We start from the raw sequence: 25578 nt of genomic DNA, 5'->3' as shown, positions 1-25578 counted from the left end.
CTGTCGATACAAAAAACAGCCGATAAACAACGCCTTGTACTGGTGGCTAACCTGCCGGAAAGTGTTACGCTTTCTCCTACAGCTACCACTACTGTGGCCGATTTGTTTAACGACATAAGCTTCGACGCTTCGCTTTGGCAGACTGCATCCACGGGTAGCTATCCCCGTTTTCCCATGTGGGGACAAATGAAACAGGGGTACGACTTTAGTGCTACCTCTGCGCCGACGGAAATAAACGTTAATATGTTCCGTACGATGGCCAAGGTAGATGTGGGGGTAGATATGGGGGATGCATCATCTACACTGGCTGCTGCTTTCAAGATCAAGGAGGTGAGCGTATATGCCAAACCGGCATCCTACCTCACACCCCACGGAAACTATATGACGGGGACAGGCATAGACCAGGATGTCTTTACCGAACCCCGTCCGGTAAGCGGGGCAATCGCTTCCCATACTTATGCGGTGGCATCACCCTATAAGGAAATCCTACGCACCATCTATATCCCCGAATCAGAAGCTTCCACAAGCAGTGTACCACAAACATACCTTATCATCAAGGGTGAATGGACAAGCGGAGAGTGGAACGGGAAAACAGGTTATTACCGTGTGGACTTTGCTGATGGTAGCAGCTTTATACCCATTGTGCGTAACCATGCCTACAGGATCAACATTACGAAAGTAAACACGGCAGGCTACGCCTCTGAAACAGAAGCCGAAAGTGCAGCACCCGATATAACAGGCAAAGACCTGGTGGTAGAAGGTATGAATGACAACATAAACGATATCGTGTACAACGAAACAGACTGGCTGGGAGTAAACGTCAGCAGCGTCCTCTTCGACTGGGACAAAATGCTGGTAGGAAATGCTATGGCATCAACGGCAGATAAGAATAAATTTGCCCTGCAGCTATACACCACTTACGGCTCATGGACGGCTACGCTCGAAGGCTCACCAAGCTGGCTGAAAATCACACCTGCATCAGGAACACAAACCCCGGATGTTCTCTCCGGTTTTGAGATAGAGGTGCTCAGCGAAAACCTCACAGGGACGGAGCGCCAGGCCACTATCACTCTGCGGTCCGGTATGCTCAGTATGCCGATTACCGTACGCCAGAGTGGAGGTGCCAACAGCCACCTGATACGTTTTGCCACGGGAGCCTCGGCAGAGATCAGGATTCCTGTATCTTTTGCCCTGAAAGCACTTGGCGATAACCCGGCCAGCCCAACAACAGACCTGTCGAAAGCAACGGCACGTGTTCTTTGGTATGAAACAAAAGAATCTACTCCTGTTACTTTTACAGCAGAACTAAGCTTGGACAAGAAATATATAACTGTGACGGCTGCTTCCAATGGCACACAATTTAACGGCAATGCCGTAATTGCCCTTATGGATGGAAGCGGCATCGGATGGGTAGGTAGCGATAATCCTGCCAATGTATTATGGAGCTGGCATGTGTGGTCTATGAAAGGTTCGGGCACTACTGACCCGGATGTAGATATCAACTTCCACAACCCCAACAAAGACAGGCTGATGCGCACGGTACTGGGAAAATACGGTACAGCTCAAAAAGGTATGTTTTACCAGTGGGGGCGCAAAGACCCCTTCCCGCAATACACTACGGGTGTTGCTCCCCGGAGCATTGTTATAGATGCTGCCGGAAGCAATAATACGGAAACTTATGTTAGACAAAACCCGACGGTATTCTACACCGGTTCACATTGGTTGACAAGTGCTGTACCTGCTCGCTGGACAGCAGGAAGCAAGGCCGAGTATAACGATCCATGCCCTACGGGATGGCGCGTGCCTGCCGGTACCGACAACTACGAATGGACACTGCCTGTAGCAATCAGTCATTTCCAGAACGGTATTCTCGATGGCTCAACAGACGGCGCTTGGGCATCTTCAGGCCATTACCTGTGGATCACCTCAGGAACAAACTATCCGTACTGGACGGCCACAGGTAATACGGTTACTGCCGCTATGTCGACAAATACAACCACCGGTGCCAACATACGCTGTGTGAAGGATATCAAACTGGTGAAATAACAGGTGAACGATTAGTGATTAACGATTAACGATTAATGATCATGAATAAAACTAAAATAATATATTCCCTTGCTTCCCTCTTCCTCTTCTCGGCTCTGCCCCTGGCGGGACAGGCACAGGTGGTGCTCCGGAACAGTGGGGAGATGTACGTGGGAAGAGTTGCTTCTGATACGGCTCTCTATATAGTGGGAAACTTCAAGGCATACGACGTATCGGATATTGCCCATCCGGGAAAGACCATCCTGACAGGTGATTTTATAAACGATGTGACAGGTACTTCCAAGGTCTTTAATTCCGGCACTCGCGCTGGCACCTTTGAGTTTAGAGGGACAGCGGCACAAACCGTATCCTTTGGGAGCAATGCCAGCAAACAGAACAATTATATCCTCTTCCCAAACAACGTTGTTATAAAGAACACTAGTTCAGCGGGAACAGTAACGATTACCCCCTCGGCGGCTGCACAGGTGAAGAATGTGACCTTCCCAAGCGGACGGCTGGTGCTCGATTCCGAAGCTGCCACCCAAGCGAATGAAAGCAAAGTGGCACATCTGTGGATCGAAGACGATGCTACAACGGCTATTGCCAATACCGACAACAAAGCCAACATACAGGTAAACCTCGCCTTGGGCGGGCAAGGACACATGGCCGGTTTCACATCACCCTTTAAGACGATGTATGCCGATTACTTCTTTTTCAACTTCTTGTCCGACCTATCGGAAACGGAGCTTTTCACCACGGGAAACAGCAATGAGTTATGGGAGACGAATCCCAAGCGTGCGCTTTCGGCCGGAGAAGGATTTATTATTGGCCAAGGACTTGTTCCATATACCAATACCACGTACTATACCAATACCCTCAACAAAACACAGTGGAACGGGGCTCTGCTTAGTGAGGCTACGACAGACAAGTTTGCCTTTAACCGGCATTTGTTCAAGGCAGAGAAGACATCCTTCGGAGGCTTTATAAGTGATGATGAATCACTGACTGCCCGCTACACAGGCGAGGAACTACTGAATAGCGATGTAGAAGACATTGAACTGGCCTACGGCTACAATTACCTGGGCAATCCCTTTATGGTACCCCTTAACCTGGCGGATCTCCTCACAACCGATCGTTCGGCATGGGGTATTACCGGCACGGATGTGGCACAGCAATACTATGTACTGTCACCCGGAGCTACAGGAAACAGTACCAACAGCGGAGTTACCTTCACCTTCAACGCCACCTACTTGGTAGGGCAGACCGAAGGATCAACCACCCTGCACGGAAGGAATAACCTTATTGCTCCCATGCAGATGTTCGTACTAAAGAACAATGGGGCGGCGATAAGCACCTTTAAGATACCCAAGAGCAAACGTACCCACGGTACCACACAGTTCCTCAGAAGCAGCAATACGGCATACGAGCCCATAGACGAATTGCTGCTGGAAGCACGCGATATGACAACAGGCGGTTTCGACCGCATGTGTGTAGTCTTCCGTAATGGAGCTACCCTCAAAGCAACAGACATCTACGATGCAGAGAAGCTATTCAATCGCACCGGAGGTGTAAACCAGCTATACACCCGTTCTACAGACGGAAAGGAACTGACAACAAATGTGCTTCCGGCTACTACTACGAAGTTGCAAATGTATTTTGAGCCTTCGCTCAAGACACAGGAAGTAGAGCTCGAAGCCAGCCGCCTGGAATCGCTGCGTTCGGTGTATGATGTTACGATAGAAGACAGCAAAACAGGCAAGAAAAGCAGCTTCTTCCGAAATCCGGTATACCGATTCACCTCTGCTCCCGGAGACAGCCCTACGCGCTTCGTCCTTCACTTTACCAGCAATCCTACGGGAACGGAAGAACTAACAAACAGTGAACTGTCGGCCTGGTATGAAAACGGTATTACAAATATCAAAGGCCTTGAGGGAGAAAACCTCTGGATTTACAATGCCCAGGGCTTACTGATAACAAAAGAAAAGGTAACAGCCCCTACTATGCAGATCAAGAGAAGGCTGGATACCGGGGTATACTTTATCCGCACAGAGAACAAGTCAGTAAAACTATATGTAAAATAAGGGAATACACAGCATATGAAACGATTAATAATAACAATATTCCTGGCAGCTGTTTTTGCCTGTGTCGCATCGGCACAGGTGACCATAGGCTCAACTGCCGCACCCGACAAGGCGAAACTGCTACAGATAGACAACTCCGGTGGCCTTGGGTTACCCAGAGTACAACTCGTCAACACAGCAACCTTACAGCCTTTTATTACCGGAACCCCTTCCGCAGACGATAAGAAAGCCCATGTCGGCCTGATGGTCTACAACCTCACAACAACAAGCCCTTTCAAAAAAGGTATCTACGTATGGGATGGCGAACAATGGACAGAAGCAGCCGAAGGAGCCGACAGCGGCTCAGGTGGTGGCAAAAAGTGGTTCTATATGCCCGCTTTTAACCTGCCCATGGAAACGACAGGTAGTAAGACCTTCGACCTCTATGCCAAATACCAGGGACAGTTCGATGCTAAAATGGGAACCATCTATGGCAAGAAAGAACTTGACTACGTAGTGGTGAATTATGATAATACAGTACTTTCCGTTACTGGTATCACCGACGAAGGTGTTATGTCATACAACGTTCTTGATACCGACCCATCATCCACAGCGTTTATGACTATTGTGTTTGTTGTTAAACAATAAAAAGAAGAAAAAGATTATGAAATACAGAATTATATATATAGTCTGCCTGCTCTCGGCCATTGCCCTCTCCGGACAGGCGCAGAAAGAGACTTGGAACTGGTGCTTTGGATACAGGGCTGGATTGTCTTTTCATCCTGATAGCTTACGGAGCTTTGCTGCAACAGGTGTGGATGGAACACCGGATGCAATACTGAAGAATATTCCTGGTTTTTTTAGTAGTAAGGTAGTTACTAATGAAGGTGTTTTTACAATCTCTAGCAAAAATGGGGATTTGTTATTTTATTCCGATGGGATAAAAATATGGAAGGCGGATGGTACAGAAATATTTGATGGACTGAAAGGGAATACCTCTTCGACGCAGTCGGGTATTGTTCTTCCTTATCCGGAAGATGAAAAAAAATTTATTTGTGTAGGGTTAGATGAAAGGAATAACAATAATATGAATTATGTGCTTGTGCAAGCAAATAGCTCTACCGATGTAACGGTGGTTGGAACCGCTGTAGCTTTTTCCGGACATAAAGGTCTATTAGGCGAAAGCATGTCGGCAATACAACATGGTAATAGAAAAGATTGGTGGATTGTCGCTGCTGGACGGGGTAAACCGATATATCTGAATGCTTGGCAGGTAACATCATCTGGCGTAACAAATACTGCCCCTGTAAAAAACAATTTGGAAATTGATTCTAATTCCTACGGAGCTAGTGGTTATTTAAAATTTACGCCCGATGGAAAACATTTTGTACTTCTTTTAAATGGAACATGTGATTATTTCATTTACGGTGATTTTAATAATCTAACAGGAGAATTTTCCAATATAGGGAAAACTGCGCTAAAATCTGCATACGGGCTGGAGTTTTCACCCAATCTAAAATATGTGTATATAACAGCAAATAATACAGGTACGGGTTCTACTACTACTAATATTTATGTTTATGACTTTGAAGCTCTGTTGCAAGGGAATACTACGGAGCCTATTAAAACCATATCCGCGTATAGGGTTTATGCTTTACAACTAGACAGTTTTGGCCGTATTTGGGGAGCGTGTGTTGAGAGTAACCCATATTGTATGTATTTAATTGATAATCCAAACGAACCGACAAATCTAAAAGTGTATGGGATCTCTTATAAATCCTTTATGTCATCATCGAGTGAAGTAAAACTGGGTTTGCCATCTTTCTCTGCTTCTTGGTTTGCCGTATCAAATATCAAGACGGATAATGAGGCGTTTTGCGTTAATACAGAACAATCTTATTCCATAATTGTAAATAAAGGAAGTGGGCTGGGTGAACTCGGCAAAACCATCTGGGATTTTGGGGATGGCAGTATGGTAATTACCGATACAAATGTAAATGGCACGCAAACACATTTTCATACCTATACCAAACCAGGAAGATATACCATTACAGTAAAATCATTCCTTAAAAGCGATGGGTTGGAAGTGACGGATCAGCGGGAAACCCTGGAAGTAACGGTAAGCCCTTGCGTCATGCCGGTAAATCCGAACATACATCTTTATTAACGATTAACGGTGAACGATTAATAGTTAATCATTAAACGTTAATCGTTAACAAAAACGCTCTTTGACATATTGGTTTACACGCTACTGTGCTTTCGGAAAGCAAAGCTGTTGCATCCTATTTGGAAAGATTGAGATATGCATACTTTTTTCTGAGGGGGTATCAACAACACCCCGAATTACGAACAGAACGCCTTTCGAGCTGGCTATAGATATGGCAGGTAAGAAAGTCCGTAAGGACTTATAGATAGATAACCCCTTGCAAGCGGAGCGCAGCTCGGGGCAAGGAATACGTCTCTCGTCTTTGTAACTCCGTAGGAGTTTCGCCCTTGTATAACCCCTACGGAGTTCAGGAAGTTTGGGGAGCAGACTGCTTACCCCGAGCTGCACTTCGCTTGCAACGGGGTTATCCAAATACAAGTCCTTTCGGACTTCTTGTCTTTCTATAAAAGTGTGTAAGCCAATTAAAAGAAAGCCTTATACGCTTTTTTTACGTGTAATTTTTAAAATAAAATAAATAGATTATGATACAGAAATTGAAACTTGTTTTACTGTTTGTAGCTGTGGCCGGAATAGGATCGGCTTACGGACAGGTAACGGTAGGTTCGGACGCGGCTCCGGCCAAGGCAGCACTGCTGGAAATCAAAAGCCAGGCAGCCGATGCAACTACGAATGTAACGTCTACCAAGGGAGGCTTGGGTCTGCCAAGAGTGAACTTAGTGTCTACAACTACCTTACAGCCTTTCATCGGTACCAGCGATGCCGAGTGGAATAGTAGCAATCAAGCTACGACTAAGGCCGCCCATGCCGGGCTGATGGTTTATAACCTTAGCACGACAGACCCTTTCAAGAAAGGTGTTTATGTATGGGACGGCAGCACGTGGGCACAGATAGGAGCAGGAGGAGGTAGTACTACAGCCGCTGAAAAGTACTTCTACATCCCTTCGTTCAACATCCCCTTAGATGCTCCCAGCGACGATGAACGTACGTTCAACCTGTATAATGAATATGTAAAACAGTTCACTAAAGCGGGTAACAGCACCTTTGTAAGTAGTAATACCGCTACTACATTTGAAACCATCCCTTCCAAAGGTACTAACACATTATACCCCGCCAGCGAATTAGACTATGTAGTAACCTATTACGATACGGATATCCTGAAAGACGTAAGTGTTACCGCTGCGGGAGAATTGAAATACAAGGTGAAGTCACAAATCACCAGTCCCGCTTCATTCCTGAATGTAGTGTTCGTAATCAAATAAAGAAAATATGAAGCGAATAATATACATAGCCTGCCTGCTCTCGACCATTGCCTTTTCCGGGCAGGCACAGAAAGAAACAAGCAATTGGTTTTTTGGCAAATATGCCGGGCTTACTTGGAATACAACACAATCAGAAACAGCAACTGGTATAAATACAGCTGATAAACAACTGGATGGACTGCCTACTAGTGTTACTGGAAAATTATTTACAGAAGAAGGTTGTTCTAGCATATCCGATGATGCCGGTAACCTGTTGTTTTATTCAGATGGAAGAACGATATGGGACAAAAATCATAATCAGATGCCAAATGGAAATTCTTTGGATGGAAATAGCTCTTCAGTCCAATCCTGTATTGTAGTACCTGTAATAGGCTCTTTGACTCAATATTACATTATAACTATTTCAGTAAGTATAACTTCATCACCTTATTATTTATCTTATTCGGTGGTAGATATGACGTTGAATAACGGATTGGGCGATGTGGTCACTGAAATGAAAAATATTCGTTTTACGGGTGAGACGGGTAAACTATGCGAAAGTGTGGCGGTTGTAAAGCATGCCAATGGAAAAGATATGTGGGTATTAGCTCCAGGAGGACCTGGATCCAATTCAACAGGTGCCGTAACGTTAAATGCATGGTTAATAACCGAAAGTGGAGTGACGGTAGATAACCCGGTAAAAACGCTACTTCCCATTGATATTCAACAAAAAGGCGCATTGGGGTATTTAACATTTAGCCCATCAGGAAGATATTTTGCATGGGCGACATCTTCTGCGGGGGTATTATTTTTTGCTAAATTTGACACTTCAACAGGTGAGGTGCAAAACATAAAATATATAAACTTTGCTGGAAATTCTGTTTACGGAACAGCGTTTTCCTTATCAGGAGACTATTTATATATCACAAGGAGGATGCGTTCGGAAAGTATCAATAATATAACGGTTTATAAAGTAGAAGACCTGATAGCTGCCCCCAACGGCTCAATAGCACCTTTTTCTCTTCCATATAAAGACATGAATATTCCTTCGGATACACCTGGACAGCTTTATTACATGGATGTGCAAGCCGCGCAATTAGGGCTTGATGGCAGGATGTATTTTGTTGCAGAAAGAACTGATTTTTTATACGTAATAGATAATCCAGAAGAATTTGAAAATCTTAGACTATATCGATTACCTAATGGTTTTTTGGTACCAAATAGTTGTCAATTAGGTCTTCCTAGTTTTGCTAATTTTTGGTGGTATATGGATCGGATTACAACAGATAAGGAACTCCCGGTATGTTATGGGGAAGCTATTCGGTTTATTATCAACGTGAGCATATCTGGGTTAGGTAACGACTTAACAAAAATAGAATGGAATTTTGGTGACGGAACTATCATTAATGACACAAATCCAACACATGGTGTATTAACCAAAACACATACATATGCAAGCCCGGGAACATATACCCTTACCGTAACCCCTTATGTAAGTGGTGTGGCATCTACTGAAAATCGTAAAACACTGGAAGTTACGGTGGTCAACTGCGGTTCGCTCACAACCTCATTAACAGGTGATGAAAATCTGATCATCAACGAGGAAGGAAGCTATACTATAACCATCAACGATACCACAGGAGAACTGGCTTCCTGCACCTGGGATTTCGGTGATGGCAGTGCTTTGGTGACTGGGGGAAGCACCACCCATTCCAAACCGCATACCTACAAAAAGCGGGGGTATTATACCGTAACGGTATCGTTCTATGATGCCGATAGTGACAAAATAGGAGAAGAAAGCCTGCGAGTAAAAGTGGGAAGCGGCATGCTGCCGGTAAACCATAACATCTCTGTAATGGGCTATTAATAAGATGGAAAATAAAATGCAGCCTGATATATCAGTTTGTCATAAAACGAATAAAAACCTTTTTCTGAAGGCGGAAGGCTTCAGGTTACTAAACCTGAATGCCGATACCTTGTATGTTCCCGCCGGACGGGAGTATAACCACCTGCTATTGCTTATGGAAGGAAGCTTACAGGTGAGCTGCAATCAGTTTGTCCGGCGGATAGTGCAGGGTAACGAATGTGTACTGATCCCCCTGGGGGCAAATGTAAAATGCAAAGCCGTATCGGAATGTAAGCTGGTATGCTTCTCTTTCTACAGCCTTCCGGCAGACTATAATGGACCCTATATGGCTGAATTATTCCAAACAGCTATAGGGATGGAATATAGCTTCGCGCCTACCCCCATACGTGAGCCGATACGGAAATTCCTGACACTGCTGCTGGGATATTTCGATGCAGGAATCGATAGCCTTGACTTACAAAAGGTAAAGTACCAGGAGTTTTTCCTCTCGCTGCAAGCCTTTTACAATACAGAGGAGGTGGCATACCTGTTCCATCCGCTGGTGGGTAAAAATCCGTCTTTCCGCCTGGAAGTATTGCTTCACTACCAGAAGGTAAACAGTGCTGATGAGCTGGCCGCCTTGCTGGAGATGGAGAACCGCGCCTTCAGCCGCCAGATCAAGGAGGAGTTCGGACTCCCTCCTTATCAATGGCTCTTAAGGCAGAAAGCCGGACATATCTACTTCAGCTTGCGGGAAGAAAAAGAGAAGCCCCTGGAGGCTATCTGGCTGGAACACGGCTTCCACTATGCCGGACACTTCAGCCGCTTTTGCAAAGAACAGTTCGGGGTTTCCCCGCTAAAAATACGAAATGCCTCACGGCATTCTGAGGAACACGCAGCACGCAGCACGCAGCACGGATTTTCTCCCTCTCTTGTGGAGAGGGGTTAGGGGAGAGGCTTTCCCCGTTCTGCGTTCTGCATACTGCGTACTGCGCCCGCCCCGGCGGGCAGAAAAGATATCTTATCTTTCTTAAATTAACGCCAAGTTAATTTAAGGTTAGTCTATGAGAAGGGGAAGCCTGTGAAGGTATCCCCTTTGTGGCATTATACAATAATGAACCCGCTTTCTTTGACAACACAGAAGAAATACATACATTTGCTTCAAAATAATACAATATCTAATTATGAAGCATTTCTTATCTCTCAGTATGTTCTGTGCTTTATTCCTGTTGACTGCGTGCCAAGCGGGTGAAAAACAGAAAGGTTTCTCATTACCCTATGAGAAATATGTCCTCAACAATGGTTTAGAGGTGGTCCTGCATGAAGATGCATCCGATCCGATTGTAGCTGTAGCTATACAATATCATGTAGGTTCCAACCGGGAGAAGCCCGGCAAGACCGGATTTGCCCACTTCTTCGAGCACATGCTGTTCCAACGCTCTGAAAACCTGAAGCGGAACGAATACATTACCAAGATAAACGACCTGGGAGGTAGCTTCAACGGAGGTACCTGGAAAGACGGTACCATCTATTACGAGGTAGTACCCAATGACGCTCTGGAGAAAGTCTTGTGGATGGAGTCCGACCGCATGGGATTCTTCATCAACACCGTCTCTCAGCAAGGCTTGGAGCGCGAAATAGACGTTGTGATCAACGAAAAGCGCCAGATGGTAGACAACCGTCCCTATGGCTTTACCGATGATGTGATCCACAAAACTCTGTACCCCAAAGGACACCCCTATAGCTGGACTGTCATTGGCGAGATTGCCGACCTGCAAAGCTCTACGGTAGACGATGTGAAAGAATTCTACCATCACTACTATGCTCCTAATAACGCTACCCTGGTAATTGCCGGTAACTTTAACCGTGAAGAAGCCAAGCAGTGGGTAGAGAAGTATTTCGGCGAAATACAATCACGCAACGAGATAGAAAAGATGGATGTGCAGGTAGCCCACTTAGACAAGGAAATCCGCCTCTTCCACGAAGACAAGTTCGCCAATATGCCGGAACTGACTCTTACCTATCCGTCACCCGAAATGTACAGCAAGGATGCGTACGCGCTGGATATATTGGTCAACCTGCTATCGGAAGGAAAGAAAGCTCCTATCTATAAAGAAGTAGTGGACAAGCAAGGCCTTGCTCCTTCTATACGAATGTACAATAACCCGATGGAGTTGGCAGGCGAGATAAGCCTCTCAGTCCGTGCCTTCCCCGGCAAGTCATTGAACGATGTATACGCCGCTATCCATACAGGGATGGAGAACTTTGAGCAAGCCGGAGTCAATCCGGAAGACTTGCAGCGCATCAAGAACATGAGCGAGACCTCCTTCTATCAGGGCATCAGCTCTGTGATGAGCAAGGCCTTCCAGATAGCCAATGCCAACGTATTCGGAGGTACACCCGACAAGATGAAGTATGAGGTAGAGATGATGAATGCTGTTACCGCAGACGATGTGATGCGCGTATTCCGTACCTATATTAAAGACAAACCGGCTGTGGTAACCAGTTTTGTTCCGATGGGACAAACTAACCTGGCCCTAGCTGAGTCTGCCGTTGCTACGGTTACGGAAGAGAAGCTGGATAGCCAATCCCTGAAGTCGGAAGCCGGAGCTATACAAGACGACGATTACGAGCGCTCTCCTTCCTCCTTCGACCGTACCCTTGAGCCCGCCCTCGGCACCTTGTCTGAGCTCAATCTGCCGACGATATGGAATGCAGCCTTTGCCAATGGTATGAAAGTAAGCGGTATCGAGCAAAACGAGCTTCCGCTGGTGTACTTCAATATCGTGATCCCGGCAGGCTCTGTAAGCGACACCGAAGGAAAGGCCGGTCTGGCTAACCTTACCGCCCAGTTACTGCGCGAAGGAACCAAGAACAAAACACCAGAAGAGTTGGAAGACGCCGTTAAGAACCTAGGAGCCTCCCTCCATGTATACGCCGGACAGACCACCGCTACAATTGCCGGTAACTGCTTGGCTAAGAACGTACCCGCTCTGGCCGGATTGATCCGCGAGATGCTAATGGAGCCCCGCTGGGACGAGAAAGAGTTCGAGCGCCTGAAGCAGCAAAGCCTCGCTCGCCTCGAAGAGAACAAAGTACAGCCCAACTCCATCGTACGCAACGTATTCAACCGCCTGCTCCTGGGTGACAACGCTTTCGCGATCTCTACCATGGGGAAGACGGAAACCGTCAACAACATAACACTAGAGGACGTGAAAGCCTTCTACGCCGATTATTACGTACCCGCCAAGAGCAATCTGTTGATAACCGGCAACTACTCCAAGGCCGACACCGAGAAAGCCTTCGCCGTACTGTCTGACAGCTGGAAAGATATAGAAGGTAAGCCGGTCGTTATCCCTACATTAGCCGAGCCCGCCAAGGGAGGTAGCCTCTACTTTGTAGACTACCCCGACTCCAAGCAGTCTGTTATCATGATAGGCAAACGTGCGATGAACCGCCTTTCTCCGGATTACTACCCGGCTGTTATTGCCAACTATAAGTTGGGCGACGGTTCAGGCTCCGATCTCTTCCGCGTATTGCGTCTGGAAAGAGGCTACACCTACGGCGCCTATTCCTTCTTCAACGGAGCCAAAGACTACGGCATATTTACAGCATCCTCCAGCGTGCAGACCTCTGTAACCAAGAATGCCATCGAGGTGTTTAAAGAAATGATATCCGGCTACGGCGCAAGTTTTACTGAAGAGAACCTGGCAACCACCCGTAACGCCATGCTTCGCAAGCGGAGCGGAGAGTACGAAACAATCTGGTCACTGCTCGGCATCCTGAATGATATCGTCATTACCGGTCTGCCGGCCGACTACCTGAAGCAAGAGGAAAGCACACTCAAGAACATCACCCTCGAGCAGCTAAAAGCCATCATCACAAAAGAAATGAACTTCAACGATATGATAGTGGTAGTAGTAGGCGACGCAAAAACCCAGCTACCCACCCTCCAGAACACAGGCCTCGGTAAGCCGATCCTGCTGGAACAATAAAAAGAAAGGGGTAAGCAAAATGCTTACCCCTTTCTTTTTACTACTTCAGTGCAGGAAGCAGATGCTTCCAAATAAGATTCAGCTCCGCTTGCATGTCGTCGATCTGGGCGGTGGTGACGATCACGGTGTTCTTTTCCGGGAGGATGAGGATGTATTGTCCCCGGGCGCCGTCGGCGCGGAATGTGTTATGTCTGCCGCGCCACATCTGATAGCCGTAGCCTTGCAGCCAGTCACTGTCCTTGGCTTTTACCTTTAGATCCTCGCGGCGGGTGCCTGCGGGAAGGGAGGCGATGTGCGAGCGGGTAGCTTCGTCAAACCAAGCCTCCGGGAGCAGCTGCTTGCCGTTCCACTGGCCTTTCTGAAGGATCAGCAATCCCAGCTTCGCCATGTCTTCGGTCTTCACCTGGAGTCCCCAACCGCCAACATTGATGCCTTGCGGACTGTCGTCCCAGGTAGCGCCAACAATCCCCAACGGACGGAACAGGCGAGGGTAGAGGTAATCAATGAGTTTCTCACCGGTCACTTTCTGCACGATAGCAGAGAGTACGTATGTCGCCATGCTATTATACACGTAGAAGCTGCCGGGCTGATGCTCAAAGGGAGCAGCGAAGAAGGCTTCCAGCCAGTCGGCATTGGCGTCTTCGCGATTCATGCGAGGCTCCACATCATGACCGGAGGACATCATCAAGAGGTGACGCACCTCCAGAGCCTTCAGGTTATCGTTAATATGAGCGGGCATCTTCTCGGGGAAGATGTTCACCACCTTGTCCGTTACTTTCAGTTTGCCCTCTGCTACGGCGAAGCCTACGGCAGTGGCGGTATATGTCTTGCTGACGGAGAACATCACGTGCGGCTTGTTCGAGGCATTGTCGCCAAGCCATTGCTCAGACACTACCTTACCGTTGCGCACAATCATCAAGCTGTGCAAATCCTGTCCGGCCTTCTTCACTGCCTCCAGGTAATTGCGGATGCCTTTGGCGTTTACTTTCTCGGCCTCGGGTGTGCTACGGGGTAGCGACTTGGTGAGGTCGTTATAGCTGATTAACTCGATGCCTTTCTGCTTGATTACTTGCTTCACCTTCTCACTGGTGAAGAGATCCGTCACGCCTTGGCGATCTACGGCAACATCCTCATAGCCGATGTGTCCGATGGTTTCTATCTCGGCGTTGTTAAGGGCGGGATGGTCTAAGAACAGATAGGTCTTTCCGGCCTCCAGGCTGTTGAGGCGCTTGATGAAGGCGGCTTCCTTCTCTGCCGAAGTAGTCTTCGGGCCGTCATAGCCGATGAACTCAAATTTGTACTGCTCAATGGCGTCCATGCGATCCATAGCGGGGAGGTTGTACTCCTTGCCCAGGCGCTTTACCAGTTTCACCACCTCGGCATCGAAGCCGGTAGAGAACATATGTCCCGAAAGGTGGCTCACCTGTGGCATGGTCTTCAAGGCCAGCTCTATCTGCGCCCTGAATTCCTGCTCTACCTCGCGGAGGTTCCATTTGTTTTCCAGTATCGACTGGCCGGGATAGGCAGCGTTGGCACTCATCATGGGATAGAAGTAGCCGTTAGCATCCGTCAGGCTGGGGCAGGGGGTGAGCGGACGCCATTTCATATTTTCCCATTCGCTGGTGATGGTTAAGTGCAGGCCCACATCCAAGCCGGGCATCTCTTTCAGCATCTTCACCGCCTCGGGAAACCAGGGCGTTACCACCATTACCTCTGCCGAGGTAACAATCCCCTCATTATAGGTCTTTACAAAGGCTTCGTTTACAGAGTGAAAGGCGCCCATATCATCGGCACGCACAATCAGACGGGTCTTAGACTGACTAAACACAGGAAAAGCTAGCGACATCAATAACAGGCCGCCGGTTAGTTTCTTAAGCATTGTCTTCATACGATAGTTATTAGATTAAATAGATATAATATTGTCTTATTCTTGCACGCCGCTGAGGATAACAGGCGCCTCGTCGGGCTGCATACTGTTGCTGAGGCTTAGCTGCAACTTGCCCTCGCTAAAGGTGCAGCGGTACGTCTCATATTTATTGTCGCTGAGGTACAGCAAACGCAGGCTGAGATCTTCTTCCGAAAGCCAACTGCCATAGCCGGCCACCTTGAAGGGCGCCATGCCGTTGGGGTTGCGCCTTAGATTCAGGTAGTAAGGCCCGCTCTTCTCTGTCTCGCCATAGAGCCACAGATCCTGGCCGAAGTTGAAAGTATAGGCCGAGCCTTGCATCCGCATCCTAAGTTCGCATTCGCCCTTGGCATTGAAGGCTAGGCTGATGCTTTCTATCCCCTTGTCGTTCGGCTCCATGCGGTACGAGCGGGTCTCGTCTTTGGCAATACGAACGTCTTCGTTCGTGCGGAAGGGGTCGGGCAGCGCGAGCGAGGCTAGCTTAGACACCAGCATCGCCCTTGCCTCCCTGTTCTCTTTCAGTGGTCGGTCCATGATAGAAGGGAAAATGTGCTCCCAGATTAGCGCCAATACCTTGTGCGCCTGATTGGTATTACAAGTTGTTATGATTACTGCCTCCTGATCGGGCATGATTACGATAAACTGTCCGTCGGCACCGTCGGCGCGATAGGCATTGTGCGTGCATCGCCACACCTGATAGCCGTATCCCTGGGCACCTTCGTCGTACATCTCCTGCTCAAAGGTGGGCTCGGGCACCTGATAGATATGAACGGCAGAGGTCTCCTTGATCCAGGAGGCGTTCAAGAGCTGCTTGTTCTTCCACTTGCCGTTCTGCAGGTAGAACTGGCCCAGCTTCGCCATGTCTGCCGTCTTGATACGCATGCCCCAGCCTCCGGAGGAGATTCCGCGCGTATCCGTCTCGCACTTTATGCCTGTAATGTCTAGTGGAGCAAAGAGGCGAGGCTGCAAATACTCCATCGTATTCATACCCGTCACCTTAGAGATAATGGCCGAGAGCATATACGAGGCATACGAGCTGTAGGCAAACACTGTCCCCGGCTCGTCCGTGATAGGCGTCGCTAGAAAACTCTTCACCCAGTTGTCATCCGTAATGTAAAAGGTAGGCGGAGGAGCCTGTCCGGCACTCATCGTCAATAGATGCTTGATCTTCAGTTTCTCCAGATTGGGCGAGATCGTCTCCGGCAAGTCCTCGGGGAAGAAGGAGATCACGGGGTCATCCACCGTCAGCAACTTCTCCTGCACGGCAAAGCCAATGGCCGTAGAGGTAAAGGTCTTGGTCACCGAGTTCATAATGTGCTCGATATTCCGCTGATACGGATACCACCAACCCTCGGCAATCACGCGGTTGCGACGCAGGAACATAAAGCTATGCACCTCCAGCCCCTGATTATCCACCTCCTCCAGGAAGTCGGTAATCCCATGCGAAGCCACCCCCGCATCCTCCGGAACCCCACGCACAAAGCCATCCCCATAAGGATTAGGCTGTTCCCCGCCACATCCAACCATCAATCCAACCAACAGCAGGCACAACACAAACCCACCAACTCTCACACCTATCTTCATCTCACAATACATTAAAGATTAAAACACAAAGATAATAAAAAAGCAATACGATGTATCCCTAGCCAACCCCCCAACCCCCTAAAGGGGGGGATAAGAGCGGTATGTCAATAGTCGTTGCTTGCAGATAGTTTACCGAGGTGGTATTCGTCTTTGAGGAACTCGTAGACGTAGGCGGAGCTCTGGGTATAGAGACCTGTCTCTGCATCGATGAGCTTGGTGTAGGTCTCGGAGTTATAGATGAAGCGCAGGGCGGTGGTCATATCAATCCCCTCGTCGTCCATCAGATAGGCGGTGATGTCCTTGAGTATGTATTCGGTAAGGAACTCCTGGTTTGTCATAGTGTCTATAGGGGCTTGAGCAGCTTGATGGCTTTGCCGGTGGCAAAGAATAGCTGCCGGGTAAATTCTTTGTACTCTAATCTGCGGGTCAACTCGCTGATGTCGATGTAACCATCCTCAAAGATACGGAACTGAGTAGCCATGGTGTCGTTGGCTACGGGACCAATCACGATATCATAGGCATGGATAGGATGGATAGCCTTTCTGTCGCGGTTGGCCATTACGAAGGTAGCCCATTCTTCAGAAGGTTTGTCGAAGACCTTTACGCTCAGGCTGCCGTCGGTAAGATTAGCCTCGTCAAAATCATAGATGTTAACAATGGGCTCGCCACCTCTGATCCTGGCGATGCGCTCAGCCATCCTCAGCGCCTGCTCCTCCATATCTGTCAGGTAGAATCCTCTGCCGAAGTCCTTATATGGTAGGCATTTCTCTAAGCTGATGCTTTCGATCCGGGTGTTCGATCCGTGGTACAAGATCATTGGATACCTCCTCCATTATTATGGCACACTTGGGTGAGGTCGTCTACAGCCTCGTCGAGAGAAAGCAGATGCTCGGCCTCATAATGCTCGGTGATAAAGGCTACACCCTTGAAGCGGTCGAGATAGTTGAAGGCCTCCCTATAGGTAAGCAGGTGCCTCTTTGCAAACTCATGAATGCAAGCGATGGTATATCTGATGATGTTACTATTATTCATATTCGTTGTCACTAAGGTAGCGGCCTCGCCGACTACAAATATATACATAAAAAACAATACCACAATACGCCGTCCCCCCCCCTTTAGGGGGCTGGGGGGTTGATTGGGGGGTACACCTTCTCACCCTTGCCATTGAGGACTTGCAGGCTGAGGGTATCCCCACGTTTCTTTAGGATCATGACGGTGGCGGTTTCGGGGCGTTGGCTGCCGCCGATTACTACGGGGAAGTTGTTGCCGGTTTCTCCTTTGGGGTGGTGGGCGAAGCGGTGGGTGTGGGCGCTGATGTTGAGGTCGAAGGGGGCTTTGGCGAGTAGCGGTCCCCAGAGCTCGCGGCAGGGGCTGTACTTGTCAGAGGCTCCGTAGAGGGGGATGTGGTTCAACAGGACGCGGCGCTTGGCTCGCTTGAAGGGCTTGCCGGACAGTTCCTCGCGGAGGAAGTCCACCTGATCCAGGCGGAGCTGCGTGAAGTCATTGAGGCCGTAGTAGACCCAGGTAGAGTCGGGCTTGTCCTCGCCACAGTCCAGCATCACGAAGCGGGTGTCGCCCCAGTTGAAGGCACCGTAGGTCTTGTCGCCCACGTAGTCGAGTAGCTCGCGCAGGCCGATGGAGTAGGCATTGCGGATCTCATGATTGCCCCGGAGATAGAAGACCGGCACGCGCTCGGCGCCTACGCGCTGACATTGCATCCTGAGGTGGAAGAGTGCCTCGGCTTCATTGGCAGGATCGTCGATGCAGTCGCCGTTGAACACCACAAAGTCGTAGGCAACGTCCTTCACCTGCTCCATGAGGGCGTTCAGCGTGGCCTCTTGCTTGTGCAGGTCATTGAAAACCAGGGCGGTGAAGTCAGTAGAGGACTCAGACGGCAGGGTAAAGGTATAGAAGGGAGAGGTAGCCGTCTCGCCAAACTCCTTCTTATACGCCCGGTAGAGAGTGATCTCGCGCGAGCAGACACGGTAGTAATATTGCTGTCCCACTTGCAGACCGTTGAGCCTGATCTTATTGTGCAGACTGTTGCAGATCACCTGCCCGTCCACCAGCGTGTGCGCCTTGCTGAGGCGGGTGGTGTCGGTGCCGTACTCCACCCAGCTATAGGTGGGGACGGTGGTCTGCCACATCACGGTAATGCCTCCGTCTACGGGGTTTTGCAGGTAGGGGCGGTTGTAGAAGATAGCCTCCTTCGCAGCCTTCAGGCGAATCTCCGCCTGGATGGGGCGGTGGTCGGAAGCCAGCGGCTCATTAATCACCTGGTAGGAGAGGGGTGTCAGCGCCCCGGCACCCGGCTTGTAGACGGCAATATAGTCGATGCACTCCTTTGGTTGAGGTGAGGGATGGGTGGCCTTGCACGTGTCCGAGAGTAATATAAAGCCCTCAGAGAGCTCCTTCATAAAGGGAGAGTCGGGCGTATCATTCAGGTCGCCCATCAGGATAAAGGGCTTGGAGGCTTTGGCAGCCTCGCGGCGAAGGATGGGCACCGAGGCGAGTCGGTCGGCCTCCGTCAGCGACAGATGCGTGCAGCCCACCACCAGCTTGGCAAACTCCACTACCAGTAGCACCCGCTCCTCCTCCCGGCCGGGCAGGGAAACGTGGTAATGCCTCAGCGGCTTCTCCTTACTGAGCATCCCCACACCGTACTTTCCCCCGTCGAAGGGGATCGCCGGAGCATACACGCGGTGCATGAGTGTCTCCTCGGCCAGACGTTGTAAAACGTCCGTCTGCGCACTCCTATTGGTGAAGCTGTCCACCTCCTGCAGGGCAACGATGTCGGGCGCCTGACGGATAATCACCTCCGCCACGCGACGGTAATCCGTCACCTCGTCCATCCCCCTGCCATTCCGTATGTTATAACTCATGACGCGCTGCGCGTCCACCCCCTGACAAAGCATCAAGGCGGCGATGATGATAAGATAAAGTTTGTCGTATTTCATATATATGTTGTATTTCTCTCACATCCTGCGTGCCGAAGGTACACAATATTTGTGTATTAATTGTCATCAAAGTGGCATACCTACGGCATACCCGGTAGCAGGAGTGCTGCCGCCAGGATAATTAGTAGGTTAATTATCTTGCTGTTTATCTTATATGTTTTCTTCGTCTTCGGGGGGAGTGACTTTCTCGTTGCCACTGCCTCCGGGTCTTTGGTGTGCTATTACGCGCTTGTATTGGTCTATTTGCGCGTTCATCAGTTCGATGAAGGCGTCTATCTCGTCTGCGGGCTCTGCAATGGCAAAGGCGTTTACCATGCGGATGATCTGACGGTATAGGTCGTTTACTATCCTTTGCTGCTCGGTAGTTTTTATGCCTATTGTCCTTTGGGTACGGGCAGACTCGGTATTTACGCGTTCAGACATGGCGCTGGCAAAGTCACCGTTGGCACGGCGTATTTTCTGCTGCAGGTCTCCGATGTGCAGGGTGTCTAGATGCCCCATGGCCTCTTTGGTGCCCAAATCGCGCGAGAGTCCGCGTATCTGTCCGGTTTCTTTAGAGTATTCATTATGTGCAATGCCTCGATAGGGGGATACAATCACTTTGAGTGCTTTGCCTGCTATGCTTTCTTCTTCGATGGGCGAGCGGGCGGCTATGTCGATGTGATTGAAGAGGCGCGAGAGTAGCCTGTCACGATTTCTGTCTAATTCCTTCAGCAGTTCTGTGTTGGTAAGGTATTGATTGTAGTTGATAATTTTAAACTCCATATCAATAGCTTCTTGGTATTCAGGCAATAGCGATTCAATGTGTAACACACTTGGCTTAGCGGCTCTCATCAAGCCTTCGGCCGATCTATGAAATTCGTAATGTGATGCTACTAACAGTCTTGTTAGATTCATCGATTTAATTTGAATCATAATTTTAGTTTTTAAACCAGAGTAATTTTCATAAAACATCATCACCGGATCGTGTCCGGGATCGTAAGAAGGAAGCTCAGGGGAGAGCTTGGGGATATCATTTTGAAAGGAGTTGGCCCCTCCGTAGGCCTCCGGAATCGAGAATCGAGCTGGATTCTTGCTTCGGAAGGTCTCCGGAAGGGTGTTTTTGTCAGAATTCATGCCTCCGTAGGCCTCCGGAAGTAAGAAATGAGTGAAATTTATGCCTCGGAAGGCCTCCGGAGGGATCTTTTTTGCCATTTTACCCCCTCCGTAGGCCTCCGGAAGCATGTCGCAAGCCAGATTCTTGCCTCGGACGGTCGTCGGAGGGGTGCCTGCTCTGTGCGGCTCGTGTCTTATGGGGGCGAAGGGGACTGAAGAGAGTTTTTTTCTAGTCTTTTTCATATTGGATATATGTATATATTTACACTTCGTCCAAGCAATGGGGGACAAATATGGCTCGGTTATTGCAAATATATACAAATATTAATACAAAATGACTATTTATTGAAAGAAATAACGGCTGCGGGGAGCAGCCGTTGTAAAATTTGGTAAATTAGGAAGGGGAGAATCAGGGTTCGGGCAGCTTGTATGCCTGTCTGAGGAGGAGCTTCCAACTGCCTTCCTGAAGTTGCCATACCAGGACATTGCCTATCCTGAGGGCGCCGCTCTTGCCATTGGCCGATGTTTGGGCCGTAAAGATATGGCGTACGATAGCTATATTATCTACTACGCTAATGCTTTGATCGAGTAACTCTATGCTAAGGTACTGAAGGGGCTCTCCGCTCAGAATTTCGGCAATAAATGCTTCTTTGTCTTGTACTTTGCCGCCGGAGTGTCCGTAAATGAGCTGTTCGGCGGTAAGATCACTTAGCTGCCTGTGGCTGCGGGACACCATGGCGTCCATCAGCTGGGCAACTCTTTGAGAAACTTCTTTCTCGTTGGCTGATTGCCCGCCGTGACAGGCGAAGGCAATCAGCACGAAAAAAGAAATTAGCATGAAAAACCTGTTAATTGTCATGTAAGTCTTCTTGTTTATCTGTCTGTTCTGTCTGTAAATCTTCTGCGGGTATCTTGCCGCGCCACCAGCTGGCTAACACCGAGCCTGTGATGTTCATCAAGGGGCCGAAGACGGCGGGTGCCAGTCCTACGGTGGCTATCTTACCCATCTGCATGGCTAGTCCGGAGGCTAGTCCCCCGTTCTGCATGCCCACTTCGAGGGCGATGGTGCGCCTGTCCTTCTCGGGCAACTTAAAGAGACGTGCAAAATTGTATCCCAGCGTATAGCCGATCAGGTTGTGCAGCAAGCTAGAGAGCAATAACAAGGCTCCTACCTCCAATAGACTGTCGCGTCCGGCAGCCGTGATGATTACAATGATAACGGCAATGCCCGCCATGGAGAGAAAAGAGAGGCACTCTTCGATGACCTTGCGGTTGCCCTTCAGGATGTGCTTCAAGGCGATAGCTCCCACGATAGGCAAGAGGAAGAACCAAAAGACCGACTGCATGAGCGCCGTGAAGAACTGCTCCGACGTAGCTGTGTCCGAAGTGAGGTAGATTAGGTTTGTCCCCAGGATAATAACGGCATAGACCAGTAGCTGGATGAGCATGGACTTGCGGTTGTTCTCCTTCTTATTATAGAACATATTGAAGATGAAACCGGCTACGATGGGGAGGATAATCATGTTGAGGATGTCGAGCATCATGCTCCAGAAGTTGACCTCTATGAACTGACCGCCCAGCAGCTTCATCAATAGCGGCGTAAGGAAGGGCGCCAGAATCGTAGCAACAGCTCCGATGGTGACAGCCAGCGGCAGGTTGGCCCGCGCGATGTACGACATCACGTTAGAAGCCAGACCACTGGGCGCGCAGCCTATCAGGATGATTCCGGCCGCAATCTCAGGCGGGAAATGAAGCAACTTAGAGATAGCCAATGCGGTAAGCGGCATGATGGTGAATTGCGCACTGACGCCAATCAAGACTCCCTTGGGCATCTTGATTACTCCCGTGAAGTCGTCCAGGCTCATCTGCGAGCCCATCCCAAACATAATGATCTGTAGCAGCGGCACAATAAGCAAGCTGAGCTTGAAGCTGCCAAGATGGGTGAAATACTGGGGGTAAAACATGGATGCCGTAACGGCGGTAAAGATGGCGATAGTATAGGAGAAAGACTTAGTGGCCTCGAACCCCCGCACGCCAATGGCCAGCAAGAGGAAGAAGGCAATGAGAAAAGGGCCCGCACTCGGCAGCCCTGCCGTCAGGGTGATAATCAGGAAGATTATCAGACAAAGCAGGGCGCCTCCCAACAATACTTTATGGAAATTGTTCTTTTTCATTCCGGATAGGTACTAGGGTATCTCAACTCCAAAGTCTGTCGTGCGAACGTTTATCATTCCATTCGGGTGTGGGCTTGAAGAAGCTCTTATCGCTGCGGTGAAGGTGCTCCTTCACTACGTCTTCGTTCAGCTCGATGCCTAAGCCTGGGGAATCCAGCGGTACGTTAGCGAAACCTTTGGTCACCATTGGCTGGGCACCTGTCATCTTCACCAATCCTTCCCACCAGGGAGTGTCTACGCTGTGATGTTCCAGGGATAAGAAGTTCTGGGTAGCCGCCGCACAGTGTACGTTGGCCATGAAGCAGATAGGAGTACCCGCCATGTGCATCGCCATGGGGATTCCGTGCTCCTCGGCATAGTCGCCGATGCGCTTGGTCTCCAATAATCCTCCGGAAGTAGCCAAGTCGGGGTGGATGATGTCAACGGCATGAGCGTCGATGAGCGGCTTGAAGCCGTCTTTGAGGCAGTAGATGTCCTCGCCCGTGCAGGTGGGAGTCTCTACGGCATCTGTTACGGTCTTCCACTGCTCAGTGTACATCCAGGGCACCATATCCTCTACCCAGGCAAGCCTGTATTTATCCATCGCCTTGGCAAAGCGGATGGAATTATTCACGTCGAAGTGTCCGAAGTGATCGGCGCAGAGAGGAACCTCGTAGCCTATGGCATTGCGGACGGCTTCTACGTACTCCTGAAGGCTTTCCAGTGCCTTGTCGGTGATTTGTATCTGGGTGAAAGGGTGGAGGGTATTGCCGTAGCCCATGTATTCGCGCAAATCATACTGGCCCTTGGCTCCGTTCCAGAATTTATTGTTCACGATTGTGTTCTCGATGTCTTTGGCGAGGTGAATGCCGAGGTCCATCTTCAACCAGGTGAAGCCTTGCTCCTGCATTCTGGCCTTGACCACCTTGGCGAACTCTGCCGGGTTGCCGGCATCGGGTGTGTCGGCGTAGAGCCTGATCTTGTCGCGATATCTGCCACCGAGGAGCTGCCAGGCGGGGACGCCATAAGCTTTTCCGCAGAGGTCCCAAAGCGCCATCTCGACTGCACAGACGCCTCCACCCTGCCTGCCATGATGGCCGAACTGACGGATGATCTTAAAGAGCATCTCTACATTGCAGGGGTTCTGTCCGATCAGCCTGCTTTTCAGCATGAGGGCAAAGCGCTCGTCTCCGCCGTCTCTTACTTCGCCCAAGCCATAGATGCCCTGGTTTGTATCGATGCGGATGATGGGGGTGCGACCTACGTTGCCAACAACAGCGTAGCGCATATCGGTGATTTTAAGCTCCGAAGGACTGGAGAGACGGTTTACCTTCGAGGTGGTCTGTGCGACGGTGTCCTCGATGGAGGCCTGCATCATCCCGCCAAGGGTGATTCCCCCCAGCGCCATCCTTTTGAAGAAGGTTCTGCGTCCGTTTTCCGGAGCAGCGGCCTTTTCATGATAGGTGGTTGCTAACTCTGCCTGCTCTCTGTTCTTTTCTGTCTCTATGATTTTCTTTAATTCTGTTTTCATGATATAAAATACCTAATCAGTTTGTGATTAATGATTGATAATGAAGGGGACGGACTACCAGTTACGCTCCTTGAAGTAATTGTCCAACTCTTTTTTGGACATGGGGAGCTTGCCGGGGTAGTTGTCTAACCAGTTCATGAAGTCTTTCTTGATCTGGTCGGACCAGGCGCTGTCTATCTCTCCCGGTTTGTAGATGCCTTCGCGCAGGCGCTGGTGTCCGAACTCGTCGCGCAGCTCGGTCATCTCTGCCGTGAGGAGTAATTCCTCCACCAGATGCGCGGGTATGAACAAGGTGCCGTATTTTTTGGCCAAGACTACGTCGCCGGGAAGGACAATGGCCCTGCCTATGCGAATAGGTGTATTGATAGACGTAAGCATCATCTGCATGATGTAGGAGGGATCCGAGCCCTTGATCCAGCCGTTGAAGCCCTGTATCTTGCTAAGGCCCTCTTCGTCTCTGACGGAGCCGTAGAAGATAACGCCCCTCTTGGATTTGGAGTAGATGGAGTTGCCCAGGTTGTCGCCAATCAAGGTACCGTCTACGATCTTGCCGTATCCGTCGGCAACATATATGTCGCCGTCTACCAGGATGTCAATCGGCCAGGAGTTTGTTCCGCCTTGCTGAGCGCGCCCCTCTCTTGCGCCCTGCTCTTTGATGTACTGGTTAAGGTCGGGACGTAAGGGCATGTACTGAGCTGTGACGACTCTTCCCGTCATGGGTTCATCGGGGTGGATCAGGTGCCAGTCTCCTTCGAACTGGTTGTGATACCCCTTATTCCGCAGGGCTCCCCAAAGGGTTTCGATTCCCAGCTTCTTTACTCGCTCCAAAACGTTGTCGGACACCTTAGGCCTTCCGTCGGGGAAGCGTTCTCCCTTCCATTCGGAGGTAATTGCTTTGATGTACTCGGGGGAAGAACCAACATTCTGTCCGGCAACTAACAAGAGAGAAAAGAAGTAAAGACTAAACGATATCACAACCTTCTTCATAATACATATAATTTAATGGTACGTAATTATTTAT

General features: G+C 49.4%; 19 protein-coding genes. 8 read left to right on the top strand and 11 right to left on the bottom strand.

What is annotated here, in order from left to right:
- The 8 genes from M2470_RS07650 to M2470_RS07615 all read left to right on the top strand — a co-directional run.
- On the top strand, positions 1-2046 hold a 2046-nt coding region (locus tag M2470_RS07650; RefSeq protein WP_280744449.1), incomplete at its 5' end, for a BACON domain-containing protein.
- Positions 2047-2087: 41 nt separating this feature from the next.
- Positions 2088-4106 (top strand): T9SS type A sorting domain-containing protein, encoded by a 2019-nt coding sequence (locus M2470_RS07645; protein WP_280744448.1) that lies wholly within the window; start codon positions 2088-2090, stop codon positions 4104-4106.
- 15 nt (positions 4107-4121) lie between these two features.
- Positions 4122-4733, top strand: coding sequence for a hypothetical protein (locus M2470_RS07640; protein WP_280744447.1), 612 nt, complete (start codon positions 4122-4124; stop codon positions 4731-4733).
- A gap of 16 nt (positions 4734-4749) precedes the next feature.
- Entirely contained in the window at positions 4750-6252 is a 1503-nt protein-coding gene (locus M2470_RS07635; protein WP_280744446.1) for a PKD domain-containing protein, read from the top strand.
- A 521-nt stretch (positions 6253-6773) separates the two neighbouring features.
- Positions 6774-7511 carry a hypothetical protein gene (locus tag M2470_RS07630; protein WP_280744445.1) on the top strand — a complete coding sequence of 246 codons (738 nt, stop codon included), beginning with the start codon at positions 6774-6776 and terminating at the stop codon, positions 7509-7511.
- Positions 7512-7518: 7 nt separating this feature from the next.
- A complete protein-coding gene (locus M2470_RS07625) occupies positions 7519-9357 on the top strand; it encodes a PKD domain-containing protein (RefSeq protein WP_280744444.1) in 1839 nt (612 codons plus the stop codon).
- 4 nt (positions 9358-9361) lie between these two features.
- A complete protein-coding gene (locus M2470_RS07620; protein WP_280744443.1) occupies positions 9362-10285 on the top strand; it encodes a helix-turn-helix domain-containing protein in 924 nt (307 codons plus the stop codon).
- Positions 10286-10520: 235 nt separating this feature from the next.
- Entirely contained in the window at positions 10521-13331 is a 2811-nt protein-coding gene (locus tag M2470_RS07615) for a pitrilysin family protein (protein WP_280744442.1), read from the top strand.
- 40 nt (positions 13332-13371) lie between these two features.
- Here M2470_RS07615 and M2470_RS07610 read toward each other — a convergent pair whose 3' ends face one another.
- From M2470_RS07610 to M2470_RS07560, 11 genes are all read right to left on the bottom strand, one after another.
- Positions 13372-15219, bottom strand: coding sequence for a ChbG/HpnK family deacetylase (locus M2470_RS07610; protein ID WP_280744441.1), 1848 nt, complete (start codon positions 15217-15219; stop codon positions 13372-13374).
- A 36-nt stretch (positions 15220-15255) separates the two neighbouring features.
- Positions 15256-16821, bottom strand: a complete 1566-nt coding sequence (locus M2470_RS07605; RefSeq protein ID WP_280744440.1) for a serine hydrolase — start codon at positions 16819-16821, stop codon at positions 15256-15258.
- 104 nt (positions 16822-16925) lie between these two features.
- Positions 16926-17159 carry a hypothetical protein gene (locus M2470_RS07600; RefSeq protein WP_280744439.1) on the bottom strand — a complete coding sequence of 78 codons (234 nt, stop codon included), beginning with the start codon at positions 17157-17159 and terminating at the stop codon, positions 16926-16928.
- 5 nt (positions 17160-17164) lie between these two features.
- The gene (locus M2470_RS07595) at positions 17165-17638 is read right to left on the bottom strand and encodes a DUF3990 domain-containing protein (RefSeq protein WP_280744438.1); all 474 of its coding nucleotides are present in this window, start codon (positions 17636-17638) and stop codon (positions 17165-17167) included.
- The gene (locus M2470_RS07590; RefSeq protein ID WP_280758096.1) at positions 17635-17853 is read right to left on the bottom strand and encodes a DUF3791 domain-containing protein; all 219 of its coding nucleotides are present in this window, start codon (positions 17851-17853) and stop codon (positions 17635-17637) included. Before M2470_RS07590 ends, M2470_RS07595 begins: the two co-directional genes overlap by 4 nt.
- Positions 17854-17936: 83 nt before the next feature.
- Positions 17937-19736 carry an endonuclease/exonuclease/phosphatase family protein gene (locus M2470_RS07585; RefSeq protein WP_280744459.1) on the bottom strand — a complete coding sequence of 600 codons (1800 nt, stop codon included), beginning with the start codon at positions 19734-19736 and terminating at the stop codon, positions 17937-17939.
- A 192-nt stretch (positions 19737-19928) separates the two neighbouring features.
- Positions 19929-21116, bottom strand: a complete 1188-nt coding sequence (locus M2470_RS07580) for a DUF6261 family protein (RefSeq protein WP_280744436.1) — start codon at positions 21114-21116, stop codon at positions 19929-19931.
- A gap of 166 nt (positions 21117-21282) precedes the next feature.
- The gene (locus M2470_RS07575; RefSeq protein ID WP_280744435.1) at positions 21283-21711 is read right to left on the bottom strand and encodes a nuclear transport factor 2 family protein; all 429 of its coding nucleotides are present in this window, start codon (positions 21709-21711) and stop codon (positions 21283-21285) included.
- A 10-nt stretch (positions 21712-21721) separates the two neighbouring features.
- Complete coding sequence (locus M2470_RS07570; RefSeq protein ID WP_280744434.1) at positions 21722-23047, bottom strand: bile acid:sodium symporter family protein; 1326 nt, start codon at positions 23045-23047, stop codon at positions 21722-21724.
- 22 nt (positions 23048-23069) lie between these two features.
- Positions 23070-24557, bottom strand: coding sequence for a mandelate racemase/muconate lactonizing enzyme family protein (locus M2470_RS07565; protein WP_280744433.1), 1488 nt, complete (start codon positions 24555-24557; stop codon positions 23070-23072).
- Between the two features lie 54 nt (positions 24558-24611).
- Positions 24612-25544, bottom strand: a complete 933-nt coding sequence (locus M2470_RS07560) for a hypothetical protein (RefSeq protein WP_280744432.1) — start codon at positions 25542-25544, stop codon at positions 24612-24614.
- Positions 25545-25578 lie beyond the last annotated feature (34 nt).

Source organism: Parabacteroides sp. PH5-46 (assembly GCF_029892785.1).
GTDB lineage: Bacteria > Bacteroidota > Bacteroidia > Bacteroidales > Tannerellaceae > DFXE01.
This window is presented reverse-complemented; position numbering and strand designations above follow the sequence as displayed.

Bases quoted from the DNA above. Each gene is read 5' to 3' on its own strand.
- M2470_RS07615 (WP_280744442.1), top strand. From the start codon at position 10,521: ATGAAGCATTTCTTATCTCTCAGTATGTTCTGTGCTTTATTCCTGTTG.
- M2470_RS07635 (WP_280744446.1), top strand. From the start codon at position 4,750: ATGAAATACAGAATTATATATATAGTCTGCCTGCTCTCGGCCATTGCC.
- M2470_RS07580 (WP_280744436.1), bottom strand. From the start codon at position 21,116: ATGAAAAAGACTAGAAAAAAACTCTCTTCAGTCCCCTTCGCCCCCATA.
- M2470_RS07570 (WP_280744434.1), bottom strand. From the start codon at position 23,047: ATGAAAAAGAACAATTTCCATAAAGTATTGTTGGGAGGCGCCCTGCTT.
- M2470_RS07610 (WP_280744441.1), bottom strand. From the start codon at position 15,219: ATGAAGACAATGCTTAAGAAACTAACCGGCGGCCTGTTATTGATGTCG.
- M2470_RS07630 (WP_280744445.1), top strand. From the start codon at position 6,774: ATGATACAGAAATTGAAACTTGTTTTACTGTTTGTAGCTGTGGCCGGA.
- M2470_RS07575 (WP_280744435.1), bottom strand. From the start codon at position 21,711: ATGCTAATTTCTTTTTTCGTGCTGATTGCCTTCGCCTGTCACGGCGGG.
- M2470_RS07640 (WP_280744447.1), top strand. From the start codon at position 4,122: ATGAAACGATTAATAATAACAATATTCCTGGCAGCTGTTTTTGCCTGT.
- M2470_RS07590 (WP_280758096.1), bottom strand. From the start codon at position 17,853: ATGAATAATAGTAACATCATCAGATATACCATCGCTTGCATTCATGAG.
- M2470_RS07565 (WP_280744433.1), bottom strand. From the start codon at position 24,557: ATGAAAACAGAATTAAAGAAAATCATAGAGACAGAAAAGAACAGAGAG.
- M2470_RS07620 (WP_280744443.1), top strand. From the start codon at position 9,362: ATGGAAAATAAAATGCAGCCTGATATATCAGTTTGTCATAAAACGAAT.
- M2470_RS07605 (WP_280744440.1), bottom strand. From the start codon at position 16,821: ATGAAGATAGGTGTGAGAGTTGGTGGGTTTGTGTTGTGCCTGCTGTTG.
- M2470_RS07625 (WP_280744444.1), top strand. From the start codon at position 7,519: ATGAAGCGAATAATATACATAGCCTGCCTGCTCTCGACCATTGCCTTT.
- M2470_RS07595 (WP_280744438.1), bottom strand. From the start codon at position 17,638: ATGATCTTGTACCACGGATCGAACACCCGGATCGAAAGCATCAGCTTA.
- M2470_RS07560 (WP_280744432.1), bottom strand. From the start codon at position 25,544: ATGAAGAAGGTTGTGATATCGTTTAGTCTTTACTTCTTTTCTCTCTTG.
- M2470_RS07600 (WP_280744439.1), bottom strand. From the start codon at position 17,159: ATGACAAACCAGGAGTTCCTTACCGAATACATACTCAAGGACATCACC.
- M2470_RS07585 (WP_280744459.1), bottom strand. From the start codon at position 19,736: ATGCTTTGTCAGGGGGTGGACGCGCAGCGCGTCATGAGTTATAACATA.
- M2470_RS07645 (WP_280744448.1), top strand. From the start codon at position 2,088: ATGAATAAAACTAAAATAATATATTCCCTTGCTTCCCTCTTCCTCTTC.